We start from the raw sequence: 22454 nt of genomic DNA, 5'->3' as shown, positions 1-22454 counted from the left end.
TTATAACCACCACAGGGAATCGTGCCTGGCTTGGGGTTAATTCCAGCCAGCGCGATCCATCATGCGAATGGCTTCGGCCTGGCGTTTACCCGCGACTTCCACCGGCAAGGTGTCGGCCTTGAACGAGCCCCAGGCCGCCACTTCCTTGGACGGCTCGACCTTCGGGTTGGCCGGGAACTCCTGGTTCACGTCGGCGAAGATGCTTTGCGCTTCCGGCGTGGTCATCCACTCCACCAGTTTCTTGGCGGCATCCGGATGCGGCGCATGCTTGGTCAAGCCAATGCCCGAGAGGTTGATGTGCACGCCGCGATCAGCCTGGTTCGGCCAGAACAGCTTCACCTTCAGGTCCGGCTTCTGCTGGTGCAGGCGGCCATAGTAGTAGGTGTTGACGATGCCGACATCGCACTGGCCAGCATTGATCGCTTCAAGCAATGCGGTGTCATCGGAGAACACGTCGGTGGAGAGGTTCCTGACCCAGCCCTTGAGGATTTCCTCGGTTTTTTCCGCACCATGGGTTTCGATCAGCGTGGCGGTCAGGGACTGGTTATAGACCTTTTTCGAGGTCCTCAGGCACAGCCGGCCTTCCCACTCTTTGCCGGCCAGCGCTTCATAGGTAGTCAACTCACCCGGTTTAACCCGGTCGGTGGAATAGGCAATGGTCCGCGCCCGCAGGCTCAGGCCGGTCCAGGCGTGGGACGAGGCGCGGTATTGGGACGGGATGTTGGCGTCGATCACCGGGGAGGTGAACGGCTGGAGAATGCCCATCTGCTCGGCCTGCCAGAGGTTGCCGGCATCGACGGTGAGCAGCAGGTCGGCGGTGGCGTTCTCGCCTTCGGCCTTGATCCGCTGCATCAACGGCGCTTCCTTGTCGGTGATGAATTTCACCGAGACGCCGGTTTTCTGGGTGTAGGCATCGAAGACCGGCTTGATCAGTTCATCGATACGCGAGGAGTAGACCACCACCTCATCGGCGGCCTGGGCGGCAGTGGTGCCGATCAGGGTCAAGGCGAGGACGGACAGCAGGCGCTTGGTTGCCAACATGATAGCGGTCTCTGGATGGCGAAAGAGGCGCAAATGATAAGGACTCACATTTGGCTTCTCAATCGAACAGTGGGTGGACACATTTCCAAATGTTGCACAGATGGAGTGAGGTGGCTGTGACGGCCTCATCGCGAGCAAGCTCGCTCCCACATTCGAACCGGTGACGACTGTGGGAGCGAGCTTGCTCGCGATGAGGCCATAAGCCCCAACCCACATCTCAGGCCTTGGCCAAATCCGGCAAGTCCCCACTCAACCCCAGCGCCTCGCGCACGAACAAGGCCTTGGCCTCAGGCAGGCGGTCCACCAGCTTCAGCCCGGTGTTGCGCAACCAGCGCACCGGCAGCGGATCGGCCTGGAACAACCGCTCGAAGCCCTCCATCGCCGCCATCAGCGCCAGGTTGTGGGGCATGCGTCGGCGCTCGTAGCGGCTCAACACCTTCACGTCCGCCAACCGCTCGCCACGACCAGCCGCGTGCAACAGCACTTCGGCCAGCACGGCGGCGTCGAGGAAGCCCAGGTTCACCCCCTGCCCGGCCAATGGATGGATGGTATGGGCCGCGTCGCCGATCAACGCCAGCCCTTCGGCCACATAGCGCTTGGCATGTCGCTGGCGCAGCGGCACGCACAGGCGCGGGTCGGCGCTCAATACCGGGCCAAGCTGGCCTTCGAAGGCGCGTTCCAATTCGTTGCAAAATTCGCTGTCATCGAGCGCCATCAAGCGCTGCGCTTCTTCGGGGGTGGTGGACCAGACAATCGAGCACCAGTCGTGCTGGCCGTCACGCTCAAGGGGCAGGAACGCCAGTGGGCCGTTGTCGGTGAAGCGCTGCCATGCCGTCATCCGATGCGGCCGGGTGCTGCGCACGCTGGTGACGATGGCGTGGTGCAGGTAATCCCATTCGCGCGTCGCCACGCCGGTCAGGCGGCGCACAGCGGAATTCGCGCCATCGGCGGCAATGACCAGGGGCGCCCGCAACGTGCGGCCGTCGGCCAGGGTCAGCAGCCAGTCGTCACCGGAACGACGCATCTGCTCCAGCCGGGCGTTGGCCAACAAGCCCAGGTCGCAGTCATGCAGGCGGTCCAGCAGGGCATCCTGCACCACGCGATTTTCCACGATGTGCCCAAGCGTCTCGGCATGCAGGCTGGCCGCGGAAAAATGGATCTGCCCGGTGCCACTGCCGTCCCAGACGTGCATGTCGGTGTAAGGGCTGGTACGCCGGGTGGTGATGCCCTGCCAGACGCCCAGGCGATCGAGGATCCGCTGGCTGGCCGTCGACAAGGCACTGACCCGGGGCTCGAACGCGGCCTGGGGATCGAACGGCTTGACGCTCATCGGGCTGCCGTCGAGCAACAACACTTGCAAGCCACTGCCCTGCAACGCCAGCGCCAGGGCGCTGCCGACCATACCGGCGCCGACAATCAGCAGATCTGCACGCAATTCCATGCTCTAAGCCTGTTTTGCGGGCGACATCAGCCGCCCATGAAAAGAAATGACCACCCCAGCCTCAAGCATCGGGACGCGTCCCCAGCCCCATGGCCTGGCGGGCGAACCAGCGCTTGGCCGGCGGCAGCAGGTCGAGGCCCAGCAAGCCGAGGTTGCGGCCCAGGGACACCAACGGCAGGCTGCTGCCGAACAGCCGCGTGACCTGGTCGGAGAAGCCCACGGTCAGGGCCTGGTCCATGCGCTGGCTCTCGCGGTAGGCTTGCAACACAGCAAAATCCCCCGGCTCGCGGTCGCTGTCGAGCAAGGCATCGGCCAGGGCCTGGGCATCGCGCAGGGACAGGTTGAACCCCTGCCCGGCAATCGGATGCAGGCTGTGGGCGGCATTGCCCAGGATCGCCAGGTGCGGACGGACCTGCTCTTCGGCCTCCACCAGCGCCAACGGGTACAGGTGCCGTACACCCACCTGCTTCAGCGTCCCCAGGCGATAACCGAACACACCCTGCAATTCGGCGAGGAAGCTGCGCTCGTCGAGGGCCGCCAGCCGTTGCGCGTCCATGCCCTGGCGGGTCCAGACCAGCGCGCAACGATTCTCCGGCAGCGGCAACAAGGCCATCGGGCCGTCATCGGTGAAGCGTTCGAAGGCCATGCCATTGTGGGCTTCGCTGGGGGTGATGTTGGCGATCAAGGCGCTCTGGTCATAGGGACGACTGCGTACGCCGACCCCCAACTGCTCGCGCAGGCTGGAGCGACCACCATCGGCCAGAACGGCAAGGTCGCACTCCAGGGTGGTTTCGTCGTCGAGGGTCAGGCGATAACCGCCGACCAGTGGCTCCATACGCGTAACCTGCGCCGGGCAGCGCCAACTGACCACCTCCGGGTCCAGGCCTTGCCACAGGCACTGGCCGAGCCAGGCGTTTTCCACCACGTAGCCCAGCGCCGGCACGCCCTCTTCCATGGCCGACAGCCGCGCGGTGGAAAACCGTCCGCGATCGGACACATGGATCTGCTTGATCGGTTCGGCACGACGGGAAATCTCCTGCCAGACACCCAAGCGTTGATAAATCTGCCGGGCACCGTAGGACAATGCCGAAGACCGGGCATCGTAGCTTGGCTGCCAGGCGTCGCCGGGGGCGAAGGGCTCGATCAGGATGATCCTCCAGCCCCGGGCCTTGGCACCGGCCTGCAGGGCCAGCGCCAGGCTCGCGCCGACCAGGCCACCACCGATGATCGCCAGATTGACCCGGCTCATGCCGCTTGCGTCCGGGCGGCGGCCATCAGGGCCTCGATGTCGGCGACCGTTTTCGGCACGCCTCGGCTCAGGATTTCACAACCGGTTTTGGTCACTACCACGTCATCCTCGATGCGCACGCCAATGCCGCGCCATTTTTTCGCGACACTGCGGTTGTTCGGGCTGATATAGATGCCCGGCTCCACCGTCAGCGTCATGCCGATTTCCAGGACCCGCCACTCGCCGCCAACCCGGTATTCGCCCACATCATGCACGTCCATGCCCAGCCAATGGCCGGCGCGGTGCATGTAGAACGCCCGGTAGGCCTCGCTGGCAATCAACTCGTTCACCTCACCCTCCAGCAGCCCCAGGTGCACCAACCCTTCGGTTATGACCCGGACCGTCGCTTCATGGGCCTGGTTCCAGTGCTTGTCCGGTGCGATCTGGGCAAACGCGGCTTCCTGGGCGGCCAGCACCACTTCGTAGATCGCCTTCTGCTCGGGCGAAAACTTGCCGCTGACCGGCCAGGTACGGGTGATGTCGCTGGCGTAGCAGTCGATTTCACAGCCGGCATCGATCAACACCAGGTCGCCGTCCTTGAGCAGCGCATCGTTCTGCTGGTAGTGCAGGATGCAGCTGTTGCGCCCCGCCGCGACGATCGAGCCATAGGCCGGCATCTTCGCCCCGCCCTTGCGGAATTCATAATCGAGCTCGGCCTCCAGGCTGAACTCGTGCAACCCCGGGCGCGCCGCCTGCATCGCCCGGATGTGCGCCTGGGCGGAGATCCGCGCCGCTTCGCGCATGACCTTCAGTTCCGCCGCCGATTTATACAGGCGCATATCGTGCAGCAAGTGATCCAGGGCAACGAATTCGTTCGGCGGCTGGGCGCCGAGGTGGGCCTTGGAGCGAATCACGTTGATCCACTCCATCAGGTGCCGGTCGAATTCAGGGTTGCTGCCCATGGCCGAATACACCCGGTCGCGGCCTTCGATCAGGCCCGGCAGGATGTCGTCGATGTCGGTGATGGGAAACGCGTCGTCGGCACCGAAGTCACGGATCGCCCCTTCCTGGCCGGCGCGCAGGCCGTCCCACAACTCACGTTCGGCGTTGCGCTCGCGGCAAAAGAGGATGTATTCGCCATGGGCGCGGCCGGGCATCAGCACCAGCACCGCTTGCGGCTCGGGGAAGCCGCTGAGGTACTGGAAGTCACTGTCCTGGCGGTAGACATGCTCGACGTCGCGGTTGCGGATCGCAACGGCGGCGGCGGGCAGGATTGCGATGCTGTTGGGTTCCATCTGCGCCATCAGGGCCTTGCGGCGACGGCTGTATTCCGATTTCGGGATATGAATCATGGGCAGACGGGGTTCCCTCTGAAATTCAATGCAAGGACGGCTTGGGAGCCGCTGCATCGGTTTTCTTGGTCTCTGTGAACAGTAGCAATGGTGCGACCCGCAGGTACTCCATCACTTCCATGTAGTCGCTTTCGCCGTCATCGGACTCTTCCAGGGCATCCTGGACCTGGGAGATCGCGGCCAAGTCCTGCAGCACTTCCTTGGCCTCTTCGCTCAGCGCGTATTCGCGGCGGGTCAGGCCGAAGCCGGCAAGGAAGCCCTGGCACCACTGGCCCAGCGCCGCGGCGCGCTCGGCCAGGGGGGCGTCGTCGGTGGGCAGCAGCAGGACGACGGTCATATCATCGCTGGTCAACTCGCCCTTGACCATTTCCTGCAGGCCGATCAGCGCGTTACGGACGTTGTCCGCCGGCTCGCCTTCCAGCAGCTCGGCGGCGTCGGCCAACCAGCCGTCGGCATCGAAACCGGCGCCGGCGCAACTGCGGCCGAGCAACAGGCCATGCAGTTCGGCAGGCGAGACAGGGTGACCGCTGGTGCTCAGCAGGGTGGCGAATGCTTGATACGGGGAATTCTGAATGGGCATGGGCAGCTAGGCGCCAGACGGCGCTATGTCTAGAATGGAGGCCTTGTATCCTACATCGACAGACTCGCCAAGACTATCAGAGGCTGTGCGACCCACATCCCCCATCAGACACATTCTTCAGTGGACACAATGGAAGACACCGACCTGCAAGCGCTGATGGCCAGACTCGAACTGCTAATTGACCGGGTCGAGCAACTTAAGAGCCAAAACGGACTCCTATTAGCTCAGGAAAAGACCTGGCGCGAGGAACGCGCGCACCTCATTGAAAAAAACGAAATCGCCCGGCGTAAGGTCGAATCGATGATTTCGCGCCTCAAGGCCCTGGAGCAAGACTCATGAGTTCAAGCAATAGCGTTACCGTGCAGATCCTCGACAAAGAATATTCGATCATCTGCCCCCAGGAAGAGCGCAGCAACCTGGTGAGCGCCGCCCGTTACCTGGACGGCAAGATGCGCGAAATCCGCAGCAGCGGCAAAGTCATCGGCGCCGACCGCATCGCCGTAATGGCCGCCTTGAACATCACCCACGACCTGCTGCATCGCCAGGATACGCCGGACGTACAGGTCAGTGGCTCGACCCGTGAGCAGGTACGCGACCTGCTCGATCGGGTGGATCTGGTGCTCGCCACCGATCCAGACGTCAGCAAGGGCTGATTCGCGAGGCTGCCTGGGGTATACTCGCCTCACTCCCTGGGGTGCTTGCCAGTTGGTGATGTCCCTGAGCCGATACGCACAACCACGGGGGTTGCACGTTGGGGCCGGTGTGCATGTCCGCTTGACGGAAAGCCTTAACGCCTCCTGCAACTTCCACCTTGAACTTTCGGGTTCAAGGGCTAAGCCGACAGCGGTTCATCCGGGGAGCCTGACTCCAGACAATGCCAGTCCATGTGGACTGGCATTGTCGTTTCCGGGCGCAGGCATTTCTGAGCGTCCTGTTTTGCGGTTACGCTGTACGGCATCGCCACTGCGTGAAGCCTCGACATGACTGAACCCGCGCTGCTGCCCCGCCCGCAACTTCGCCGCCTGCTGCGCCAGGCCCGTCGCGCCCTGACGCCCGCCCAGCAACGGCAAGCCGCCCGCGGGCTGTACAAACAACTGGCCCAGCATCCGTTGTTCCGCCGAGCGAAGCACATCGCCCTGTACCTGCCCAACGATGGCGAGATCGACCCGCGCCTGCTGCTGCGCGCAGCCCAGCGCCGGGGCAAGGCCACCTATCTGCCGGTGCTCAGCCCGTGGCCGCAGACCAAGATGGTGTTCCAGCGCATCCACCCCGGCGAAAAAATGCAGCCCAACCGGTTTCGCATCCCCGAGCCACGCAAGAACATCGCCCGACAACGCAAGGTCTGGACGCTGGACCTGGTGTTGTTGCCATTGGTGGGATTTGACGATGCGGGAGGTCGGCTAGGCATGGGCGGCGGCTTTTACGACCGCAGCCTGGCGTACCTGGCGCGACGCAAGCAGTGGCGCAAGCCGACGCTGTTGGGGCTGGCCCATGAATGCCAGAAGGTCGAACGATTGGCGCAGGCAAGCTGGGACGTGCCGCTACAGGGAACGGTCAGCGACAGGCAATGGTATATCGCGGGGTTGACGCCGCGGTAATCAGCGGCGCCTGGAAAGCAGGTTCAGCGTTTGAGCGTTGGCGCGGGCTGGGTGATATCCACCGGCGCCTCGGTCTTGTTGGCCCACAGGCTCTGGGCGTAACCCGTGGTCACGACACCCAGTCCGAACAGAATGACCAAGATCCACAACAAATCCGGTTTGCGTTTCATCGATTGCCCCCCTCAAGGCATATCACACACGATGACAGCAGCGGTTTTCTTATTGGCCGTGCAGCAGCGTCAAGCTTGGAAGGCCGGCATTTTGCGGCAAGCTGCAGCGACACGCAAACTCTGGCGTCAACCGACTGTCGGTTTGTCATAAAATCGCCGAACTATTTTGATACCCACCGCCCAGGAGAAAAAATCATGGCCTATTGGCTGATGAAGTCCGAGCCCGACGAATTGTCCATCCAGGGCCTGGAAAAACTCGGCCAGGCCCGCTGGGACGGCGTTCGCAACTACCAGGCGCGCAATTTCCTGCGGGCCATGACAGCGGGTGACACGTTCTTTTTCTACCACTCCAGTTGCCCCGAGCCGGGCATCGCCGGGATTGGCAAAATCATCCAGGCAGCCTACCCCGACCCTACGGCCCTGGACCCGGACAGCCATTATTTCGACCCCAAGGCCGGCCCGGATAAAAACCCCTGGACCGCAATCGACGTGGCGCATGTCGAGACCTTCCCCCGCGTCCTCAAGCTCGACTACCTCAAGCAACAGGCCGCCCTGGCCGAGATGCCCCTGGTGCAGAAAGGCTCGCGGCTTTCGGTGATGCCGGTGACCGCCGAGCAGTGGGCGGCAGTGATTGCCCTGCGCTGAACCTCCATGTATTGATGGATATCAAGCTGGGGCGGTAGCGGATCCAGCAAACTGGACGCTATAGCCGCAGGATGCCGGACATGTCGACGCCCCCTCATACCTCTCGTTTCTTCGCCCTCGCCCTGCTGGCCGTCTTGTTGGCCGCCGGCGGGTTCGGCTACTGGAAGTCCCGACATGACCGCCTGCCGGAAGGCCTGAGCATGGGCAACGGGCGCCTCGAAGCCACCGAAGTCCAGATCGCCAGCAAGACCCCCGGTCGCCTGGCCGAAGTGCTTGCCAATGAGGGCGACAAGGTCGTCAAAGGCCAGTTACTGGCGCGCATGGACACCCGTACCCTGGAAGCCCAGCGCAACCAGGCCGAAGCCGAAGTGCTGCGGGCCCGGGAAAATCTCGCGGCCACCGAGGCCAATGTACATCTGCGCCAGAGCGAACAATTGCTCGCCCACCAGGAACTCCAGCGGACCCGGGAACTGTTCAAGCGTGGTTTTGCCAGCGGCCAGGTCATCGACCAACAGCAAGCTCGCATGGACACTGCCAACGCCGCGGTCAATGCGGCCCGGGCCCAGGTATCGGCGGCAAACGCCGCCATCGGCGCGACCCTCGCCCAGGTGGCCCAACTGACCAGCGAAATCGACGACAGCCGCTTGCGCGCGCCCATCGACGGCGTGATCCAACTGCGCCTGGCCGAGCCGGGCGAAGTGCTGGGTGCTGGCGGACGGGTGCTGCTGATGATCGATCCGAACGACCAATACATGAACCTCTACCTGCCGGCCTCCGTGGCCGGGAAACTGGCGGTCGGCGACGAAGCACGCGTGCTGCTCGACGCCCTGCCCGAGCGACCGCTGCCGGCCACGATCAGCTTCGTCGCGGCGAAATCCCAGTTCACCCCCAAGGAAGTCGAAACCCGTGACGAACGCCAGAAGCTGGTGTTCCGCGTCAAGGTACGCCTGACCCGGCCCGGCGAGGTGCCCCAGGCCAAACCCGGCATGCCGGGTGCCGGCTATCTGCGCATCGCCCCCATCGACTGGCCGGCCAACCTGCAATGAACGCCGGCGGCGGCGAACCGGCGCTGCGCGCCTCGGGCCTCAAGCACCGCTACGGCGCCCATGCCGCCCTGGACGACATCGCTTTCAATCTGCCCGTCGGCACTCGCTGCGGCCTGATCGGCCCGGACGGGGCCGGCAAGTCGAGCCTGCTGGGATTGATTGCCGGGGTGAAGAAACTCCAGCACGGCGAACTGGACGTACTGGGCGCATCGATCGAGGACCGGCATCATCGCAACACCCTCTACCGACGTATCGCCTTCATGCCTCAAGGACTGGGGGGCAACCTTTATCCTGATCTGTCGATACGCGAGAACATCCGGTTTTTCGGCACGCTGTTCGGACTGTCGCGGGCGGAATGCGAACAACGCATGGGCACGCTGCTGCTGGCGACCGACCTGCAGCGTTTTGCCGACCGTCCGGCGGGCAAGTTGTCCGGTGGCATGAAACAGAAGCTCGGCCTGTGTTGCGCTCTGATCCACGAGCCGGACCTGCTGATTCTCGACGAACCCACCACTGGCGTGGACCCGCTGTCGCGGCGACGCTTCTGGGAACTGATAGAAGACGTGCGCCGCCAACGACCGCAACTGACCCTGCTGGTCGCCACGGCCTACATGGAAGAAGCCGAACAATTCGAGCATTGCCTGATGCTCGATAACGGTCGCTTGATCGCCCAGGGATTGAGCGCGGACCTGGCCGCTGTCACGCCGGACGGCAAGCTCGACTCGGCCTTCACCCATTTCCAGGGCGACAGCGGTCACGACGCCGAGCCGCTGACGATCCCTCCCAGGGGCGACAGCACCGCCGACATTGCCATCGAAGCCCATGACCTCACCTTGCGCTTCGGTGATTTCACCGCGGTCGATCACGTCAGCTTCGCGATTGGTCGTGGTGAGATTTTCGGTTTCCTGGGCTCCAACGGTTGCGGCAAGACCACCACCATGAAAGTGCTGACCGGGCTGATGCCTGCCAGCGAAGGCAGCGCACGCCTGCTGGGCAACCCGGTCAACGCCAAGGACCTCGCCACTCGCAAACGGGTGGGTTTCATGTCCCAGAGTTTCTCGCTGTACGGCGAGCTGAGCGTGCGCCAGAACCTGACCTTGCACGCCAAGCTGTTCGACCTGCCCAAGACCGAAAGCACCAGCCGCATCGAAGACCTGATCCAACGTTTCCAGTTGCAGGACCTCGCCGACCAGCCTTCCGGGGCATTGCCCCTGGGCCTGCGCCAGCGTTTGTCCCTGGCGGTGGCGGTGCTGCATCGCCCGGAAGTGCTGATCCTCGACGAGCCGACCTCCGGCGTCGATCCGGCCGCCCGGGATGACTTCTGGCGCCTGTTGATCGAGTTGTCTCGCGAACAGGGCGTGACGATTTTCCTCTCCACGCACTTCATGAACGAAGCCCAGCGCTGTGACCGTATTTCGCTGATGCACGCCGGCAAGGTCCTGGCCTGCGACACGCCAGCGGCCCTGCAGGCGCAGTTCAACGGCCAGACCCTGGAAGCCGCGTTCGTCAGCTGCCTGGAACAGGCCCAGGGCGAGGCGCAGCCAGACGCCACCCCCGTGGCCCTCGACCAGACCGACACCCCGCGGGACCGGCACGGCCTCAGCCTGGGTCGCCTGTTGGCCGTCGCCAGCCGGGAAGGCAAGGAACTGCTACGGGACAAAGTGCGAATGGCATTCGCCCTGCTCGGTGCCCTGTTCATGATGGTGATCTTCGGCTACGGCATCTCCCTGGACGTGGAAAAGCTCGCTTTCGCCGTGTTCGACCAGGATCAGAGCCCACAAAGTCGCACCTACCTGGAAGCTTTTCGCAGCTCGCGCTATTTCGAGGAGCAACCGGCTATCCGCGACGCCAACGAACTGCATCGACGCCTGCAACGCTCGGAAATCAAGCTGGCCCTGGAAATACCGCCTGGTTTCGGTCGCGACCTGTACGCCGGCCGGCAGCCCACCGTCGGCGCCTGGCTGGACGGCGGCATGCCGTTCCGCGCCGAGACCAGTCGCAACTATGTCGAGGCCGTGCACCTGGCCAACCTCGAACAATGGGCCGAACAGAGCAGCCCGGCGCGCGCCCCGCACACCGCGGCCAAGCTGGAAACCCGGTTTCGCTACAACCAGGACGTGGTCAGTGTGAATGCCATCGGACCGGGGGTCATGGCACTGATCCTCGCGTTCATTCCCGCCATGTTGACGGCCCTGGGCATCGTGCGGGAGAAGGAACTGGGCTCGATCACCAACTTCTACGCCACGCCGCTGACCCGCCTGGAGTTCCTGCTGGGTAAACAGGCCCCCTACCTGGTCGTCAGCCTGGTCAACCTGGCCCTGCTGACGGCCATGAATCGCTGGCTGTTCGGCGTGCCGTTCAAGGGCAGCGGCCTGACGCTGGCACTGGGCGGCCTGCTCTACGTGCTGGCGACCACCAGCATGGGCTTGTTGATCTCGGCGTTCACCCGCACCCAGATCGCCGCGATCCTCGGCACCATGATCATCACCAGCCTGCCGACCATCCAGTTCTCCGGGCTGATCGTGCCGCGCTCGTCCCTGGAAGGCGCAGCGTCGGTGATGGGCCAGTTGTTCCCCGCCGGCCATTTCCTGGACATCGCCGTCGGCACCTTCACCAAGGCCCTGGATCTGCGCCAGCTATGGCCGCAATGCCTGGCGTTGTTCGGGTTTTTCCTGGGGTTCACCGGGCTCAGCCTGGTCATGCTGAAGAAGCAGGAGGCCTGATGCGCACGCTTTCACACATCTGGCGCCTGGGCCTCAAGGAACTGACCAGCTTGCGGTACGACTCGGTCCTGCTGCTGTTTTTGGCTTACGCCTTCACTGTGGCGATCTATATGCCGGCCGCAGGCTCGGTGATTGGCGTTCACAACGCCAGCGTGGCGGTGGTGGATGAAGACCAGAGCCTCCTCTCGCGCCAACTGGCCCAGGCCCTGCAACCGCCGGAGTTCCAGGCCCCGATGGCGCTGCCCTATGCCGAACTGGACAAGGTCATGGACAGTGGCCGCTACACCTTCGTGATCAACGTGCCCGCCAACTTCCAGGCCGACCTGCTTGCCGGACGCGAACCGGCGTTACAACTGAACGTCGATGCCACGGCCATGAGCCAGGCGTTCATGGGGGCCGGCTACATCGGGCGGATTTTCCAACAGCAATTGCTGACCTACAGCGGCCAGGCACAAGCGAGCGAGCAAACGCCCATCAGGCTGACCACCCGTGCGCTGTTCAACACCAACCTTGAGGGTGGATGGTTTCTGGCGGTGATCCAGATCGTCAACAACATCACCATCCTGGCCATCATCCTGACCGGAACCGCACTGCTGCGCGAGCGCGAGCACGGCACCCTCGATCACTTGCTGGTGCTGCCACTGACGGCCCTGGAAATCATGCTGGCGAAAATCTGGAGCAACATGCTGGTGGTCGTGCTGTGCACCTGGGCGTCGCTGGAAATCATCGTCAAGTTCGCCCTGGGCGTGCCGCTCGCCGGCTCCATGCTGCTGTTCCTGCTGGTGACGGCGCTCTACCTGTTCGCCAGCACCGCCCTGGGTATCTTTCTCGCCACCCTGGCACGCTCGACGCCGCAGTTCGGCTTGCTGTCGATCCCGGTGATCATCCCGATGCTGCTGTTGTCTGGCGGCAGCACTCCGCTGGACAGCATGCCGCAATGGTTGCAATGGGTGATGCAAGGCTCGCCGTCGACCCATTTCGTCAGCCTCAGCGCGGCGATCCTGTTCCGTGACGCAGGGGTTGGCGTGGTCTGGCCAGACCTGTTGGCACTGGCGGCCATCGGGCTGTCGTTCTTCGCTATCGCCCTGGGGCGTTTTCGTAAAAGCCTGGCCTCTTGATAAAAAAAGCCTTGGACAGAGCCTGGAAACCCAGGCCCTGTCCAAGGCTGTGTGCCAGCGCTTATTGAATGATCAGGTTGTTGAACAACAGATCGTCCACCATCGGCTTGCCGGTCTCGTCATTCATCACCTGCTGGGTCTGCTTCAAGGCTTCCTGGCGCAGCTTTTCCTTGGCTTCGAGGTTGTTCATCGTCTCGGTGGTCTGCTGGGCGAACAACGCCACCAATTGGTTACGAATCAGCGGCTCGTTGGCCTTGACCGCCGCAGCGGCGGCGTCACCGGTCACGCGCAGGGCCACATCGGCCTTGTAGACCTTCAGCTTCGCCGTGCCGTCCAAGCCATAGTTGCCCACGAATGGCGGGCTGAGGGTGATGTAACTGACTTTCGGTGCCTCGCCCTCTTTCGCTTCCTTGGCCTCTTCGGCCATTGCCGCCACAGGCAACGACAGGGCCAGCATCAACATGATCCGCGCTTTCACAATTGACTCCTCATCCGGTTTGCGGCCCAGCATACCGCCCCACCGTTCAAGCACAAGCTTATGGCCGGCTATCAGGGCGGGGCATGCTCGTTGACCCGTTGTCTCTCACACCTACACTTATCGGCCATCACTCCCAAAGGAATAGCCCTGATGAAAGCCGTGCTGTGCAAAGAATTCGGCCCCGCCGAATCGCTGGTGCTGGAAGACGTCGCCAGCCCCGTCGCCAAGAAGAACGAAGTGCTGCTGGACGTGCATGCCGCCGGGGTGAATTTCCCTGACACACTGATCATCGAGGGCAAATATCAATTCAAGCCCCCCTTCCCGTTTTCCCCCGGTGGCGAAGCGGCGGGCGTGGTCAGCGAGGTGGGTGAGAAAGTCAGCCATTTGAAGGTCGGCGACCGGGTGATGGCGCTGACCGGCTGGGGCAGCTTTGCCGAACAAGTGGCGGTGCCAGGCTACAACGTGTTGCCGATTCCCGCGTCCATGGACTTCAACACCGCCGCCGCCTTCAGCATGACGTATGGCACCTCGATGCACGCCCTCAAGCAACGGGCCAACCTGCAACCCGGCGAAACCTTGCTGGTGCTCGGCGCCTCCGGTGGCGTTGGCCTGGCGGCCGTGGAAATCGGCAAGGCCATGGGCGCCCGGGTCATCGCCGCCGCCAGCAGCGCGGAAAAACTTGCCGTGGCCAAGACAGCCGGCGCCGACGAACTGATCAACTACAGCGAAACCAGCCTGAAAGATGAAATCAAGCGCCTCACTGACGGCCAGGGCGCCGATGTGATCTACGACCCGGTGGGTGGCGACCTGTTCGACCAGGCCATCCGCGCCATCGCCTGGAACGGCCGGCTGCTGGTGGTGGGCTTCGCCAGCGGACGCATCCCCGAACTGCCGGTGAACCTAGCGCTGCTCAAGGGCGCCGCCGTGGTGGGCGTATTCTGGGGCTCCTTCGCCCAACGCCAACCCCAGGACAACGCCGCCAACTTCCAGCAATTGTTCGGCTGGTTCGCCGAGGGCAAGCTCAAGCCGCTGGTGTCGCAGGTATACCCGCTGAGCAACGCGGCACAAGCCATCAATGATCTGGGCCAACGCAAGGCAGTCGGAAAAGTGGTGGTTCAGGTTCGCTGATTGCTTACCCGAACGGTTTCATACCGGGCCGTAACCCTGCGACCCGGTTTCGCCATTCCCACAGCGCCCTTCATTTACACCTGAGCGACATGTTCATAAAAGAACACGGTATCTCCAACATTCCTGCTTTTTTGTTGATGCGAACCGATGCTATTTTCGGTAACGAAACTGTAACATTCGCATCCGCAGTCAAAACAAGAAATCTGGAGCTCTTGAATGTTTGCTTTCTTTCGTCCCGCCGCCCATCAGGCTCCATTGCCTGAAGAAAAAATAGACAGCACCTACCGACGCCTGCGCTGGCAGATCTTCGCCGGGATTTTCATTGGCTACGCCGGCTATTACCTGTTGCGCAAGAACTTCTCCCTGGCCATGCCGTACCTGATCGACGAGGGCTATACCCGTGGCCAGTTGGGCCTGGCCATGTCGGCCATCGCCATTGCCTACGGGCTGTCGAAGTTCCTGATGGGCCTGGTGTCCGACCGTTCCAACCCGCGCTACTTCCTGCCCTTCGGCTTGTTGGTATCGGCGGGGGTGATGTTCGTGTTCGGTTTCGCACCCTGGGCAACCTCCAGCGTGACCATGATGTTCATCCTGCTGTTCATCAACGGCTGGGCCCAAGGCATGGGTTGGCCGCCAAGCGGACGCACCATGGTGCACTGGTGGTCGCAGAAGGAACGTGGCGGCGTGGTCTCGGTGTGGAACGTGGCGCACAACGTCGGCGGCGGCCTGATCGGCCCGCTGTTCCTGCTGGGGATGGGCTGGTTCAACGACTGGCACGCGGCATTCTATGTGCCCGCTGCCGTAGCGCTCGCCGTTGCGGTGTTTGCCTTCGTGACCATGCGCGACACGCCGCAATCCGTGGGCCTGCCGCCCATCGAGAAATACAAGAACGACTACCCCGAAGGCTACGACGCGAGCCACGAGAACGAATTCAGCGCCAAGGAAATTTTCGTCAAATACGTGCTGCGCAACAAAATGCTCTGGTACATCGCCATGGCCAACGTCTTCGTCTACTTGCTGCGCTACGGCGTGCTGGACTGGGCGCCGACCTACCTCAAGGAGGCCAAGGGCTTCACGGTGGACAAGAGTTCCTGGGCCTATTTCTTCTACGAGTGGGCGGGCATTCCCGGCACGCTGCTGTGTGGCTGGATGTCGGACAAGATCTTCCGTGGCAACCGTGGCCTGACCGGCATGGTGTTCATGGCCCTGGTGACCGTGGCCACGCTGGTGTACTGGCTGAACCCGGCCGGCAACCCGACCGTCGACATGATCGCCCTGGTTTCCATCGGCTTCCTGATCTACGGCCCGGTGATGTTGATCGGTTTGCAGGCATTGGAGCTGGCACCGAAGAAAGCCGCCGGTACAGCTGCCGGCTTCACTGGTCTGTTTGGTTACCTGGGTGGCTCGGTCGCGGCCAGCGCCGCCATGGGCTACACCGTGGACCATTTTGGCTGGGACGGTGGCTTTGTGCTGCTGATCGGCGCCTGCCTGCTGGCAATGGCGTTCCTCGCGCCCACGCTGTGGCACAAGCAAATAGCCAGTCAGAGCCGCGAAGCGGTCGCCTGATCCAGCGCTGATTGGCAGCGCTTGAGCCGCGCCTCCAGATTCCGGTCTGGCATGGCGTGGCTGCGCAGGGCGTGGACGGTCTGCTCGACGTAATCGCGAGTGGTGCCGTAACGCCCACAGGCGCTTTCGAACACCTGGCTCAACACATGGTCCGGCACGTTGCCGGCATAGCTGGGCAGGTGCCGCTCCAGCACAAACCCCAAGGCTTGCACCCGGCTGCCATCCTCGAGACGGCAACTGAGCCAGTGCGGACGATAGGACGGGACCGGCATCTCGCGCTGCCACAGGGCAAACAGCGAGTCCTCGAGATTCTCTTCCGGCAATTGGTAGGCGAACCCGCTGCACGAACCGCCGCGATCCAGCCCGAACACCAGCCCCGGCAACTCCGGGGTCCCGCGGTGCTCATGGGACCACAGGTACAAACCGCGATGATAACCATGGACCCGACCGCGCATGCGCTGCACCGCCGTGCATTCCGGCCGCCAGATCAATGAACCGTACGCGAACAGCCAGACCGGACCGCCCTGGTGGAGACTCATGGTCAATTGCATCGAGGCGAGCAATTGCTCACGGGTCAGCTGCGGCCCCAACTCGAGTCGTGGCGGGTACAAGGCACAGGTAATGGCGGATTCGATAGCGGTCATGGCCGGTAGCGGTTGGCTCCTCGCGGGTCGGAAAGTGAATGGGGCCCGTCATGGGGTTGACGTTCATAGGGATCAAGGCAAGTTAAATGCCATCCACTCCCTATATACGTTATCGGTATCTAGCCTTGAGACTAAATATCGAAACGAAATATATGCAGTTATATCGATGGGTGGACATGGGCTGTTGTGTGGCGAGGGAGCCTGCTCCCGCTGGACTGCATAGGAGGCGGTTGCTGCGCAACCGAGCGGGAGCAAGCTCCCTAGCCACAAAAAGCGCACGATCCAGATCACAAAAGCGCATGAATCCAGATTTCAGGTCAGCCGCTAAGCCCGAGGCGCATAGGCAAATACATCGGCGCGCATCTGGTGGGCGTCCATGCCGGCTTCCACCAGCGCATCGAGCGTGGCATAGATCATGGCCGGCGAGCCGCTGGCGTAGACGTGCACGCCGGAAAGATCGCTGAGGTCCTCGCACACCGCTTCATGGAGCATCCCGCAGCGACCTTCCCAGCCGCACAAGTCGCTGACGACTTTGTGCAGGAACAGGTTCGGCAGCTTTTTCCATTCGTCCCAATGCTCGATTTCATAGAAATCGTCCGGCCGCCGCACGCCCCAGTACAGATGCACCGGGTGCTTGAAGCCCGCAGCACGACAATGCTCGATCAGGCTGTGCATCTGCGCCATGCCGGTTCCGGCGGCGATCAGCACCAACGGTCCGTCCGGCAACTCGGACAAATGCGTGTCGCCAAAAGGCATTTCGATGCGCACGCTGGGGTTGCGTTGCAGTTGTTCCAGCAGCGCCTGTGCACTGCTTTCGCGCACCAACACATGCAGCTGCAGCTCGCGCCCGGAATGCGGTGCCGAGGCCAGGGAGAACGCCGATTTTTCGCCGTTTTCCCGTTCGATCATCAGGTACTGCCCGGCGTGATAGCGCGGTGGCTTGCCCGCTGGCGCCCGCAAGCGCACTCGCCAGACATCGCCGCCCACGTCGGCGCACTCGATCACCTGGCACGCCAGGTTGCGTACCGGTAGCTCACCTGGCGAGAGCACGCCGTCCCACAACACCACGCAATCCTCCAACGGCTCGGCGATGCACGTGAAAATCTCACCGTGGTCGCGCACCTCGCCCGCCTGTTCCACACGGCCTTCCACCAGCAACGCACCACAGACGTGGCAGTTGCCGTTGCGGCAGCTTTGCGGGCATTCATAGCCCAGGCGCCGCGCGCCATCGAGAATCCGCTCGGCGGGCCGTATCTCCAGCACCGCCCCGGAAGGCTGCAAGGTTACACGCATCAATCTATTCCTAACTGATTCCAGATGGCATCGATCCGTTGGGTAACGGCTTCATCCTTGACGATAACCCGGCCCCACTCGCGAGTGGTCTCACCGGGCCATTTATGCGTGGCATCGAGTCCCATCTTCGACCCCAGGCCAGACACCGGCGAGGCGAAGTCGAGGTAGTCGATCGGCGTATTCTCGATCATCACCGTGTCGCGCTTGGGGTCCATGCGCGTGGTGATGGCCCAGATCACGTCGTTCCAGTCCCGTGCGTTGATATCGTCGTCAGTGACGATAACGAACTTGGTGTACATGAACTGTCGCAAAAACGACCAGACCCCGAGCATCACGCGCTTGGCATGCCCCGGATACGACTTCTTCATGGTCACCACGGCCATGCGATACGAACAACCTTCCGGCGGCAGGTAGAAGTCGGTGATTTCCGGAAACTGCTTCTGCAGGATCGGCACGAACACTTCGTTCAGCGCCACGCCGAGAATGGCCGGCTCATCGGGTGGACGGCCGGTGTAGGTGCTGTGGTAGATCGGCTTGATCCGATGGGTGATGCGCTCGACGGTGAACACGGGGAAGCTGTCCACTTCGTTGTAGTAGCCGGTGTGGTCGCCGTACGGACCTTCATCGGCCATTTCGCCGGGATGGATCACACCTTCAAGAATGATCTCGGCGGTGGCCGGCACTTGCAGGTCATTGCCACGGCATTTCACCAGCTCCGTACGGTTGCCCCGCAACAGGCCGGCGAACGCATATTCGGAGAGGCTGTCGGGCACGGGCGTGACGGCGCCGAGGATGGTCGCCGGGTCCGCGCCCAAGGCCACCGACACCGGGAAGGGCTGGCCGGGGTGTTTCTCACACCACTCACGGTAGTCCAATGCACCGCCGCGATGACTCAGCCAGCGCATGATGACCTTGTTGCGGCCAATCACCTGCTGACGGTAGATGCCCAGGTTCTGGCGGTCCTTGTTCGGGCCTTTGGTGACGGTCAGGCCCCAGGTGATCAGCGGCCCCACGTCGCCCGGCCAGCAGGTCTGCACCGGGAGCGTGGCCAGGTCGACGTCGTCGCCCTCGATGACCACTTCCTGGCAGATCGCGTCCTTGACGACTTTCGGCGCCATGGCAATGATCTTGCGGAAAATCGGCAGCTTGGACCAAGCATCCTTCAGGCCTTTCGGCGGCTCGGGCTCCTTGAGGAAGGCCAGCAGCTTGCCGATCTCACGCAATTCGCTGACGGCTTCGGCCCCCATGCCCAGGGCAACACGCTCCGGCGTACCGAACAGGTTGCCCAGCACTGGAATGTCGTACCCCGTCGGGTTTTCGAACAGCAGCGCCGGGCCCTTCGCACGCAGGGTGCGGTCGCAGACCTCGGTCATTTCCAGGACAGGAGACACCGGTACCTGAATGCGCTTGAGTTCGCCGCGCTGTTCCAGCCCGCTGATAAAGTCGCGCAAGTCGCGATACTGCATGCAAAAGCCTCATGGTGGCCGTGGCGTTCGGGGGCCCGAGTTTAACGCCGCCCGTCCAGAATAGTGAATGCACAGATAGCAAAAAGCCGGGTTTCCCCGGCTCTTGCTGGCCTGTCTTGGCGATTTACTTGCGTTTCATCGACAGGAAGAACTCATCGTTGGTCTTGGTCGTTTTCAACTTGTCGACCAGGAACTCGATGGCGGCGACCTCATCCATCGGATGCAGCAGCTTGCGCAGGATCCACATGCGCTGCAACTCGTCGTCGGCGGTCAGCAACTCTTCGCGGCGCGTGCCGGAACGGTTGATGTTGATGGCCGGGAAGACACGCTTCTCGGCGATACGACGATCCAGAGGCAGCTCCATGTTGCCGGTGCCCTTGAATTCCTCGTAGATCACTTCGTCCATCTTCGAACCGGTTTCAACCAGTGCGGTGGCGATGATGGTCAGCGAACCGCCTTCCTCGATGTTCCGCGCGGCGCCGAAGAAACGCTTCGGTTTTTCCAGCGCATGGGCATCGACACCACCGGTCAGCACCTTGCCGGAGCTCGGGATCACGGTGTTGTAGGCACGGGCCAGACGGGTGATGGAGTCCAGCAGGATCACCACGTCTTTCTTGTGTTCGACCAGGCGCTTGGCCTTCTCGATCACCATTTCGGCAACCTGCACGTGGCGGGTTGGCGGCTCGTCGAACGTCGAGGCGACCACTTCGCCGCGCACGGTGCGCTGCATCTCGGTCACTTCTTCCGGACGTTCGTCGATCAGCAACACGATCAGGTGAACTTCAGGGTTGTTACGGGCGATGTTGGCCGCGATGTTCTGCAGCATGATCGTCTTGCCCGCTTTCGGCGGCGCCACGATCAGGCCACGCTGGCCCTTGCCGATGGGTGCGCACAGGTCGATGACACGACCGGTGAGGTCTTCGGTGGAACCGTTGCCGGCTTCCATCTTCATGCGCACGGTCGGGAACAGCGGGGTCAGGTTCTCGAAGAGAATCTTGTTCTTCGCGTTTTCCGGACGGTCGAAGTTGATCGTGTCGACCTTGAGCAGGGCGAAATAACGTTCGCCTTCCTTCGGAGGGCGGATCTTGCCAACGATGGTGTCACCGGTGCGCAAGTTGAAGCGACGGATCTGGCTCGGCGAGACGTAGATATCGTCCGGGCCGGCGAGATAGGAAGCGTCTGCGGAGCGAAGGAAGCCGAAGCCGTCCTGGAGAATCTCCAGCACGCCATCACCGGAGATTTCCTCGCCGCTTTTCGCGTGCTTCTTGAGCAGGGAGAAAATCACGTCCTGCTTGCGCGAACGGGCCATATTTTCTATGCCCATCTGTTCGGCCAATTCGAGCAGTTCGGTAATCGGCTTTTGCTTGAGTTCAGTCAGATTCATATAGGAATGACGTAATCATTTATGGAGGGGGGAAATTAAGCTTTTGGCTTAATGAGGCCGCGCCGCAGAGAAGGCGACAGGATCGCGTACTTATTCGAAAGGAGAGCGTCGGCGACGGCTTGCAGGGGGCAATGGAGAAACCAGTGCGGGGCCGAATGTACCACCTGGGTTTGCAAGCGTCTAGCCCCGGATAACGAAAAAGCCCCGCGATTTGCGGGGCTTTTTCAGTGGCATTCGGCGCTTAGATGTTGGCGTCGAGGAAAGCAGCCAGTTGCGACTTCGACAACGCACCGACCTTGGTGGCTTCGACGTTGCCGTTCTTGAACAGCATCAGGGTCGGGATACCACGCACGCCGTGCTTGGCCGGAGTCTCCTGGTTTTCGTCGATGTTCAGCTTGGCAACGGTCAGCTTGCCCTTGTAGGTCTCGGCAATCTCGTCCAGGACTGGGGCGATCATTTTGCAGGGACCGCACCACTCAGCCCAATAGTCGACCAGTACCGCGCCTTCGGCCTTGAGTACGTCAGCTTCGAAGCTAGCGTCGCTAACGTGTTTGATCAGATCGCTGCTCATGGAAATCTCCGGGGTCATCAGCAAAAAAACGTGGCCCATCATAGCGGCCCTTCCCGGGTTCAGGAAGCCGCAGTTGATTGAGTCTCGCTATGGCGCAGGATGTATTTGGGTATGGCCCGACTCATGAAGCCGTGGGGGCGACGAACGAAATCCCGGTACGCAGTGCAGCGTTACGTACATGTTCCTGCATGGCTTTTTGCGCGGCGCCGCAAGCCCGACGGGCCAGGGCGCGAAGGATCTTGCGGTGCTCCTGCCAGGTTTCCATCGCCCGCTCCGCCCGGATGAACGGTAGTTTCTGGCTTTCCAGGAAGATGTCGGCGCTGGCGGTAAGGATGCTCAACATCGCCTGGTTGCCGCTGGCCAGCAGGATTCGCCGATGGAATTCGAAATCCAGCCGCGCGGCGGCGTCGAAATCGCCGACCTTCAGCTCCCGGCGCATGGCTTCGACATTGTCTTGCAACCGGTCGAGTTCATCGGCGCTGAGCGTCACCGCCGCCAACCCCGCCGCAAAGCCCTCCAGGGCGTAGCGCAACTGGAAGATGTCCACCGGCGAAGCCTGGGCCGCGAACGGCCAACCCGGCGCCGACTCGGTGCGTGGGGCCTCTACCGGTGCCTGCACGAACACCCCCTTGCCCGGCTGCACGCTGATCATGCCCAAGGCACTCAGGGAGGACAGCGCTTCGCGCAACGACGCCCGGCTCACGCCCAGCTGCAGCGCCAGGTCCCGTTGCGACGGCAACGCATCGCCTGGGCCGAAGCCTTCATCGACGATCAGTTTGCGGATGGCTTGCAGAGCCACTTCAGGAACGGCACGAGCGATGGAATTCATGGTTTTTTCAGACGAACCGGGCCAGTGAGCGGCTAGTTGTAAAGCTATTCGCCGCGCCCGGCAAGTCGTGCCCCAGCAGGGTTCGGCGACAAATGCCGACGCCCGATAACGGTGCGAAACACAATGCAACTGTTCAGACCAGTAAGACCGCTG

The 22454-nt window shown here is 62.5% G+C and carries 22 protein-coding genes and 1 other RNA gene; 10 read left to right on the top strand and 13 right to left on the bottom strand.

Translation table 11 applies throughout. The features are described from left to right. Positions 1-36: 36 nt before the first annotated feature. The 5 genes from J4E53_RS15515 to J4E53_RS15495 all read right to left on the bottom strand — a co-directional run bounded on the left by J4E53_RS15515 (position 37) and on the right by J4E53_RS15495 (position 5642). Entirely contained in the window at positions 37-1041 is a 1005-nt protein-coding gene (locus J4E53_RS15515; protein WP_103309016.1) for an extracellular solute-binding protein, read from the bottom strand. Between the two features lie 217 nt (positions 1042-1258). Next, positions 1259-2476: a 2-octaprenyl-3-methyl-6-methoxy-1,4-benzoquinol hydroxylase gene (locus J4E53_RS15510; RefSeq protein WP_177431715.1), complete on the bottom strand. Its 1218-nt coding sequence runs from the start codon at positions 2474-2476 to the stop codon at positions 1259-1261. Positions 2477-2543: 67 nt separating this feature from the next. Then, positions 2544-3731: a 2-octaprenyl-6-methoxyphenyl hydroxylase gene (ubiH, locus tag J4E53_RS15505; RefSeq protein WP_060740136.1), complete on the bottom strand. Its 1188-nt coding sequence runs from the start codon at positions 3729-3731 to the stop codon at positions 2544-2546. Beyond that, positions 3728-5062, bottom strand: a complete 1335-nt coding sequence (gene pepP / locus J4E53_RS15500; RefSeq protein WP_060740135.1) for a Xaa-Pro aminopeptidase — start codon at positions 5060-5062, stop codon at positions 3728-3730. The genes ubiH and pepP overlap by 4 nt, the downstream gene beginning before the upstream one ends. Positions 5063-5087: 25 nt before the next feature. Then, a complete protein-coding gene (locus J4E53_RS15495) occupies positions 5088-5642 on the bottom strand; it encodes a YecA family protein (protein ID WP_060740134.1) in 555 nt (184 codons plus the stop codon). Between the two features lie 129 nt (positions 5643-5771). On the opposite strand from J4E53_RS15495, the gene J4E53_RS15490 reads away from it, so the two are divergent. From J4E53_RS15490 to J4E53_RS15475, 4 genes are all read left to right on the top strand, one after another. Continuing rightward, positions 5772-5981 (top strand): TIGR02449 family protein, encoded by a 210-nt coding sequence (locus J4E53_RS15490; protein WP_003177365.1) that lies wholly within the window; start codon positions 5772-5774, stop codon positions 5979-5981. Next, a complete protein-coding gene (locus J4E53_RS15485) occupies positions 5978-6295 on the top strand; it encodes a cell division protein ZapA (RefSeq protein WP_039590276.1) in 318 nt (105 codons plus the stop codon). The genes J4E53_RS15490 and J4E53_RS15485 overlap by 4 nt, the downstream gene beginning before the upstream one ends. A 30-nt stretch (positions 6296-6325) precedes the next feature. Beyond that, positions 6326-6505, top strand: a non-coding RNA gene (gene ssrS, locus J4E53_RS15480) — 6S RNA. 117 nt (positions 6506-6622) lie between these two features. Continuing rightward, positions 6623-7240 (top strand): 5-formyltetrahydrofolate cyclo-ligase, encoded by a 618-nt coding sequence (locus tag J4E53_RS15475; protein WP_103309018.1) that lies wholly within the window; start codon positions 6623-6625, stop codon positions 7238-7240. Between the two features lie 23 nt (positions 7241-7263). On the opposite strand, the gene J4E53_RS15470 is transcribed toward J4E53_RS15475, so the two are convergent. Further along, on the bottom strand, positions 7264-7410 hold the full coding sequence (locus J4E53_RS15470; RefSeq protein WP_177431714.1) for a hypothetical protein: 147 nt from the start codon (positions 7408-7410) through the stop codon (positions 7264-7266). Positions 7411-7605: 195 nt separating this feature from the next. Between J4E53_RS15470 and J4E53_RS15465 the strand changes: the two genes are divergently transcribed. The 4 genes from J4E53_RS15465 (at position 7606) to J4E53_RS15450 (ending at position 12942) form a co-directional block, all read left to right on the top strand. Beyond that, positions 7606-8055 (top strand): EVE domain-containing protein, encoded by a 450-nt coding sequence (locus J4E53_RS15465; RefSeq protein WP_103309019.1) that lies wholly within the window; start codon positions 7606-7608, stop codon positions 8053-8055. An 80-nt stretch (positions 8056-8135) separates the two neighbouring features. Continuing rightward, entirely contained in the window at positions 8136-9101 is a 966-nt protein-coding gene (locus J4E53_RS15460; RefSeq protein WP_060740131.1) for an HlyD family secretion protein, read from the top strand. Further along, positions 9098-11824, top strand: a complete 2727-nt coding sequence (rbbA, locus tag J4E53_RS15455; RefSeq protein ID WP_103309021.1) for a ribosome-associated ATPase/putative transporter RbbA — start codon at positions 9098-9100, stop codon at positions 11822-11824. Before J4E53_RS15460 ends, rbbA begins: the two co-directional genes overlap by 4 nt. Next, on the top strand, positions 11824-12942 hold the full coding sequence (locus J4E53_RS15450) for an ABC transporter permease (protein ID WP_103309023.1): 1119 nt from the start codon (positions 11824-11826) through the stop codon (positions 12940-12942). The genes rbbA and J4E53_RS15450 overlap by 1 nt, the downstream gene beginning before the upstream one ends. 61 nt (positions 12943-13003) lie before the next feature. Here the strand turns inward: J4E53_RS15450 and J4E53_RS15445 are convergent, their stop codons facing one another. After that, positions 13004-13420, bottom strand: a complete 417-nt coding sequence (locus J4E53_RS15445; protein WP_060743112.1) for a flagellar basal body-associated protein FliL — start codon at positions 13418-13420, stop codon at positions 13004-13006. Between the two features lie 150 nt (positions 13421-13570). Here J4E53_RS15445 and J4E53_RS15440 point away from each other — a divergent pair, with 150 nt between their 5' ends. Further along, positions 13571-14548 (top strand): NADPH:quinone oxidoreductase family protein, encoded by a 978-nt coding sequence (locus J4E53_RS15440; protein ID WP_103309025.1) that lies wholly within the window; start codon positions 13571-13573, stop codon positions 14546-14548. 216 nt (positions 14549-14764) lie between these two features. Continuing rightward, a complete protein-coding gene (gene glpT / locus J4E53_RS15435; protein WP_060740127.1) occupies positions 14765-16114 on the top strand; it encodes a glycerol-3-phosphate transporter in 1350 nt (449 codons plus the stop codon). On the opposite strand, the gene J4E53_RS15430 is transcribed toward glpT, so the two are convergent. From J4E53_RS15430 to J4E53_RS15405, 6 genes are all read right to left on the bottom strand, one after another. Then, a complete protein-coding gene (locus J4E53_RS15430) occupies positions 16090-16758 on the bottom strand; it encodes a gamma-glutamylcyclotransferase (protein ID WP_060740126.1) in 669 nt (222 codons plus the stop codon). The two genes, glpT and J4E53_RS15430, sit on opposite strands and share 25 nt — an antisense overlap. A gap of 324 nt (positions 16759-17082) precedes the next feature. Next, the gene (locus tag J4E53_RS15425) at positions 17083-18051 is read right to left on the bottom strand and encodes a CDP-6-deoxy-delta-3,4-glucoseen reductase (protein WP_060740125.1); all 969 of its coding nucleotides are present in this window, start codon (positions 18049-18051) and stop codon (positions 17083-17085) included. Then, the gene (ubiD, locus tag J4E53_RS15420; RefSeq protein WP_060740124.1) at positions 18051-19517 is read right to left on the bottom strand and encodes a 4-hydroxy-3-polyprenylbenzoate decarboxylase; all 1467 of its coding nucleotides are present in this window, start codon (positions 19515-19517) and stop codon (positions 18051-18053) included. Before ubiD ends, J4E53_RS15425 begins: the two co-directional genes overlap by 1 nt. Before the next feature lie 124 nt (positions 19518-19641). Beyond that, complete coding sequence (rho, locus tag J4E53_RS15415; RefSeq protein WP_003206716.1) at positions 19642-20901, bottom strand: transcription termination factor Rho; 1260 nt, start codon at positions 20899-20901, stop codon at positions 19642-19644. Positions 20902-21142: 241 nt separating this feature from the next. After that, entirely contained in the window at positions 21143-21472 is a 330-nt protein-coding gene (gene trxA / locus J4E53_RS15410; RefSeq protein WP_003206727.1) for a thioredoxin TrxA, read from the bottom strand. Positions 21473-21593: 121 nt separating this feature from the next. Beyond that, positions 21594-22301 (bottom strand): FadR/GntR family transcriptional regulator, encoded by a 708-nt coding sequence (locus J4E53_RS15405; RefSeq protein ID WP_060740123.1) that lies wholly within the window; start codon positions 22299-22301, stop codon positions 21594-21596. Between the last annotated feature and the right edge of the window lie 153 nt (positions 22302-22454).

The sequence above is a fragment of the Pseudomonas sp. FW305-28 genome, assembly GCF_017351395.1.
Taxonomy (GTDB): Bacteria; Pseudomonadota; Gammaproteobacteria; order Pseudomonadales; family Pseudomonadaceae; genus Aquipseudomonas; species Aquipseudomonas fluorescens_AA.
Note: the sequence above shows the minus strand (reverse complement) of the source record. Positions and strands in the feature narration are given on the sequence as shown.

Bases quoted from the DNA above. Each gene is read 5' to 3' on its own strand.
- J4E53_RS15515 (WP_103309016.1), bottom strand. From the start codon at position 1,041: ATGTTGGCAACCAAGCGCCTGCTGTCCGTCCTCGCCTTGACCCTGATC.
- ubiH (WP_060740136.1), bottom strand. From the start codon at position 3,731: ATGAGCCGGGTCAATCTGGCGATCATCGGTGGTGGCCTGGTCGGCGCG.
- pepP (WP_060740135.1), bottom strand. From the start codon at position 5,062: ATGATTCATATCCCGAAATCGGAATACAGCCGTCGCCGCAAGGCCCTG.
- J4E53_RS15495 (WP_060740134.1), bottom strand. From the start codon at position 5,642: ATGCCCATTCAGAATTCCCCGTATCAAGCATTCGCCACCCTGCTGAGC.
- J4E53_RS15490 (WP_003177365.1), top strand. From the start codon at position 5,772: ATGGAAGACACCGACCTGCAAGCGCTGATGGCCAGACTCGAACTGCTA.
- J4E53_RS15485 (WP_039590276.1), top strand. From the start codon at position 5,978: ATGAGTTCAAGCAATAGCGTTACCGTGCAGATCCTCGACAAAGAATAT.
- J4E53_RS15475 (WP_103309018.1), top strand. From the start codon at position 6,623: ATGACTGAACCCGCGCTGCTGCCCCGCCCGCAACTTCGCCGCCTGCTG.
- J4E53_RS15470 (WP_177431714.1), bottom strand. From the start codon at position 7,410: ATGAAACGCAAACCGGATTTGTTGTGGATCTTGGTCATTCTGTTCGGA.
- J4E53_RS15465 (WP_103309019.1), top strand. From the start codon at position 7,606: ATGGCCTATTGGCTGATGAAGTCCGAGCCCGACGAATTGTCCATCCAG.
- J4E53_RS15460 (WP_060740131.1), top strand. From the start codon at position 8,136: ATGTCGACGCCCCCTCATACCTCTCGTTTCTTCGCCCTCGCCCTGCTG.
- rbbA (WP_103309021.1), top strand. From the start codon at position 9,098: ATGAACGCCGGCGGCGGCGAACCGGCGCTGCGCGCCTCGGGCCTCAAG.
- J4E53_RS15450 (WP_103309023.1), top strand. From the start codon at position 11,824: ATGCGCACGCTTTCACACATCTGGCGCCTGGGCCTCAAGGAACTGACC.
- J4E53_RS15440 (WP_103309025.1), top strand. From the start codon at position 13,571: ATGAAAGCCGTGCTGTGCAAAGAATTCGGCCCCGCCGAATCGCTGGTG.
- glpT (WP_060740127.1), top strand. From the start codon at position 14,765: ATGTTTGCTTTCTTTCGTCCCGCCGCCCATCAGGCTCCATTGCCTGAA.
- J4E53_RS15430 (WP_060740126.1), bottom strand. From the start codon at position 16,758: ATGACCGCTATCGAATCCGCCATTACCTGTGCCTTGTACCCGCCACGA.
- J4E53_RS15425 (WP_060740125.1), bottom strand. From the start codon at position 18,051: ATGCGTGTAACCTTGCAGCCTTCCGGGGCGGTGCTGGAGATACGGCCC.
- ubiD (WP_060740124.1), bottom strand. From the start codon at position 19,517: ATGCAGTATCGCGACTTGCGCGACTTTATCAGCGGGCTGGAACAGCGC.
- rho (WP_003206716.1), bottom strand. From the start codon at position 20,901: ATGAATCTGACTGAACTCAAGCAAAAGCCGATTACCGAACTGCTCGAA.
- trxA (WP_003206727.1), bottom strand. From the start codon at position 21,472: ATGAGCAGCGATCTGATCAAACACGTTAGCGACGCTAGCTTCGAAGCT.
- J4E53_RS15405 (WP_060740123.1), bottom strand. From the start codon at position 22,301: ATGAATTCCATCGCTCGTGCCGTTCCTGAAGTGGCTCTGCAAGCCATC.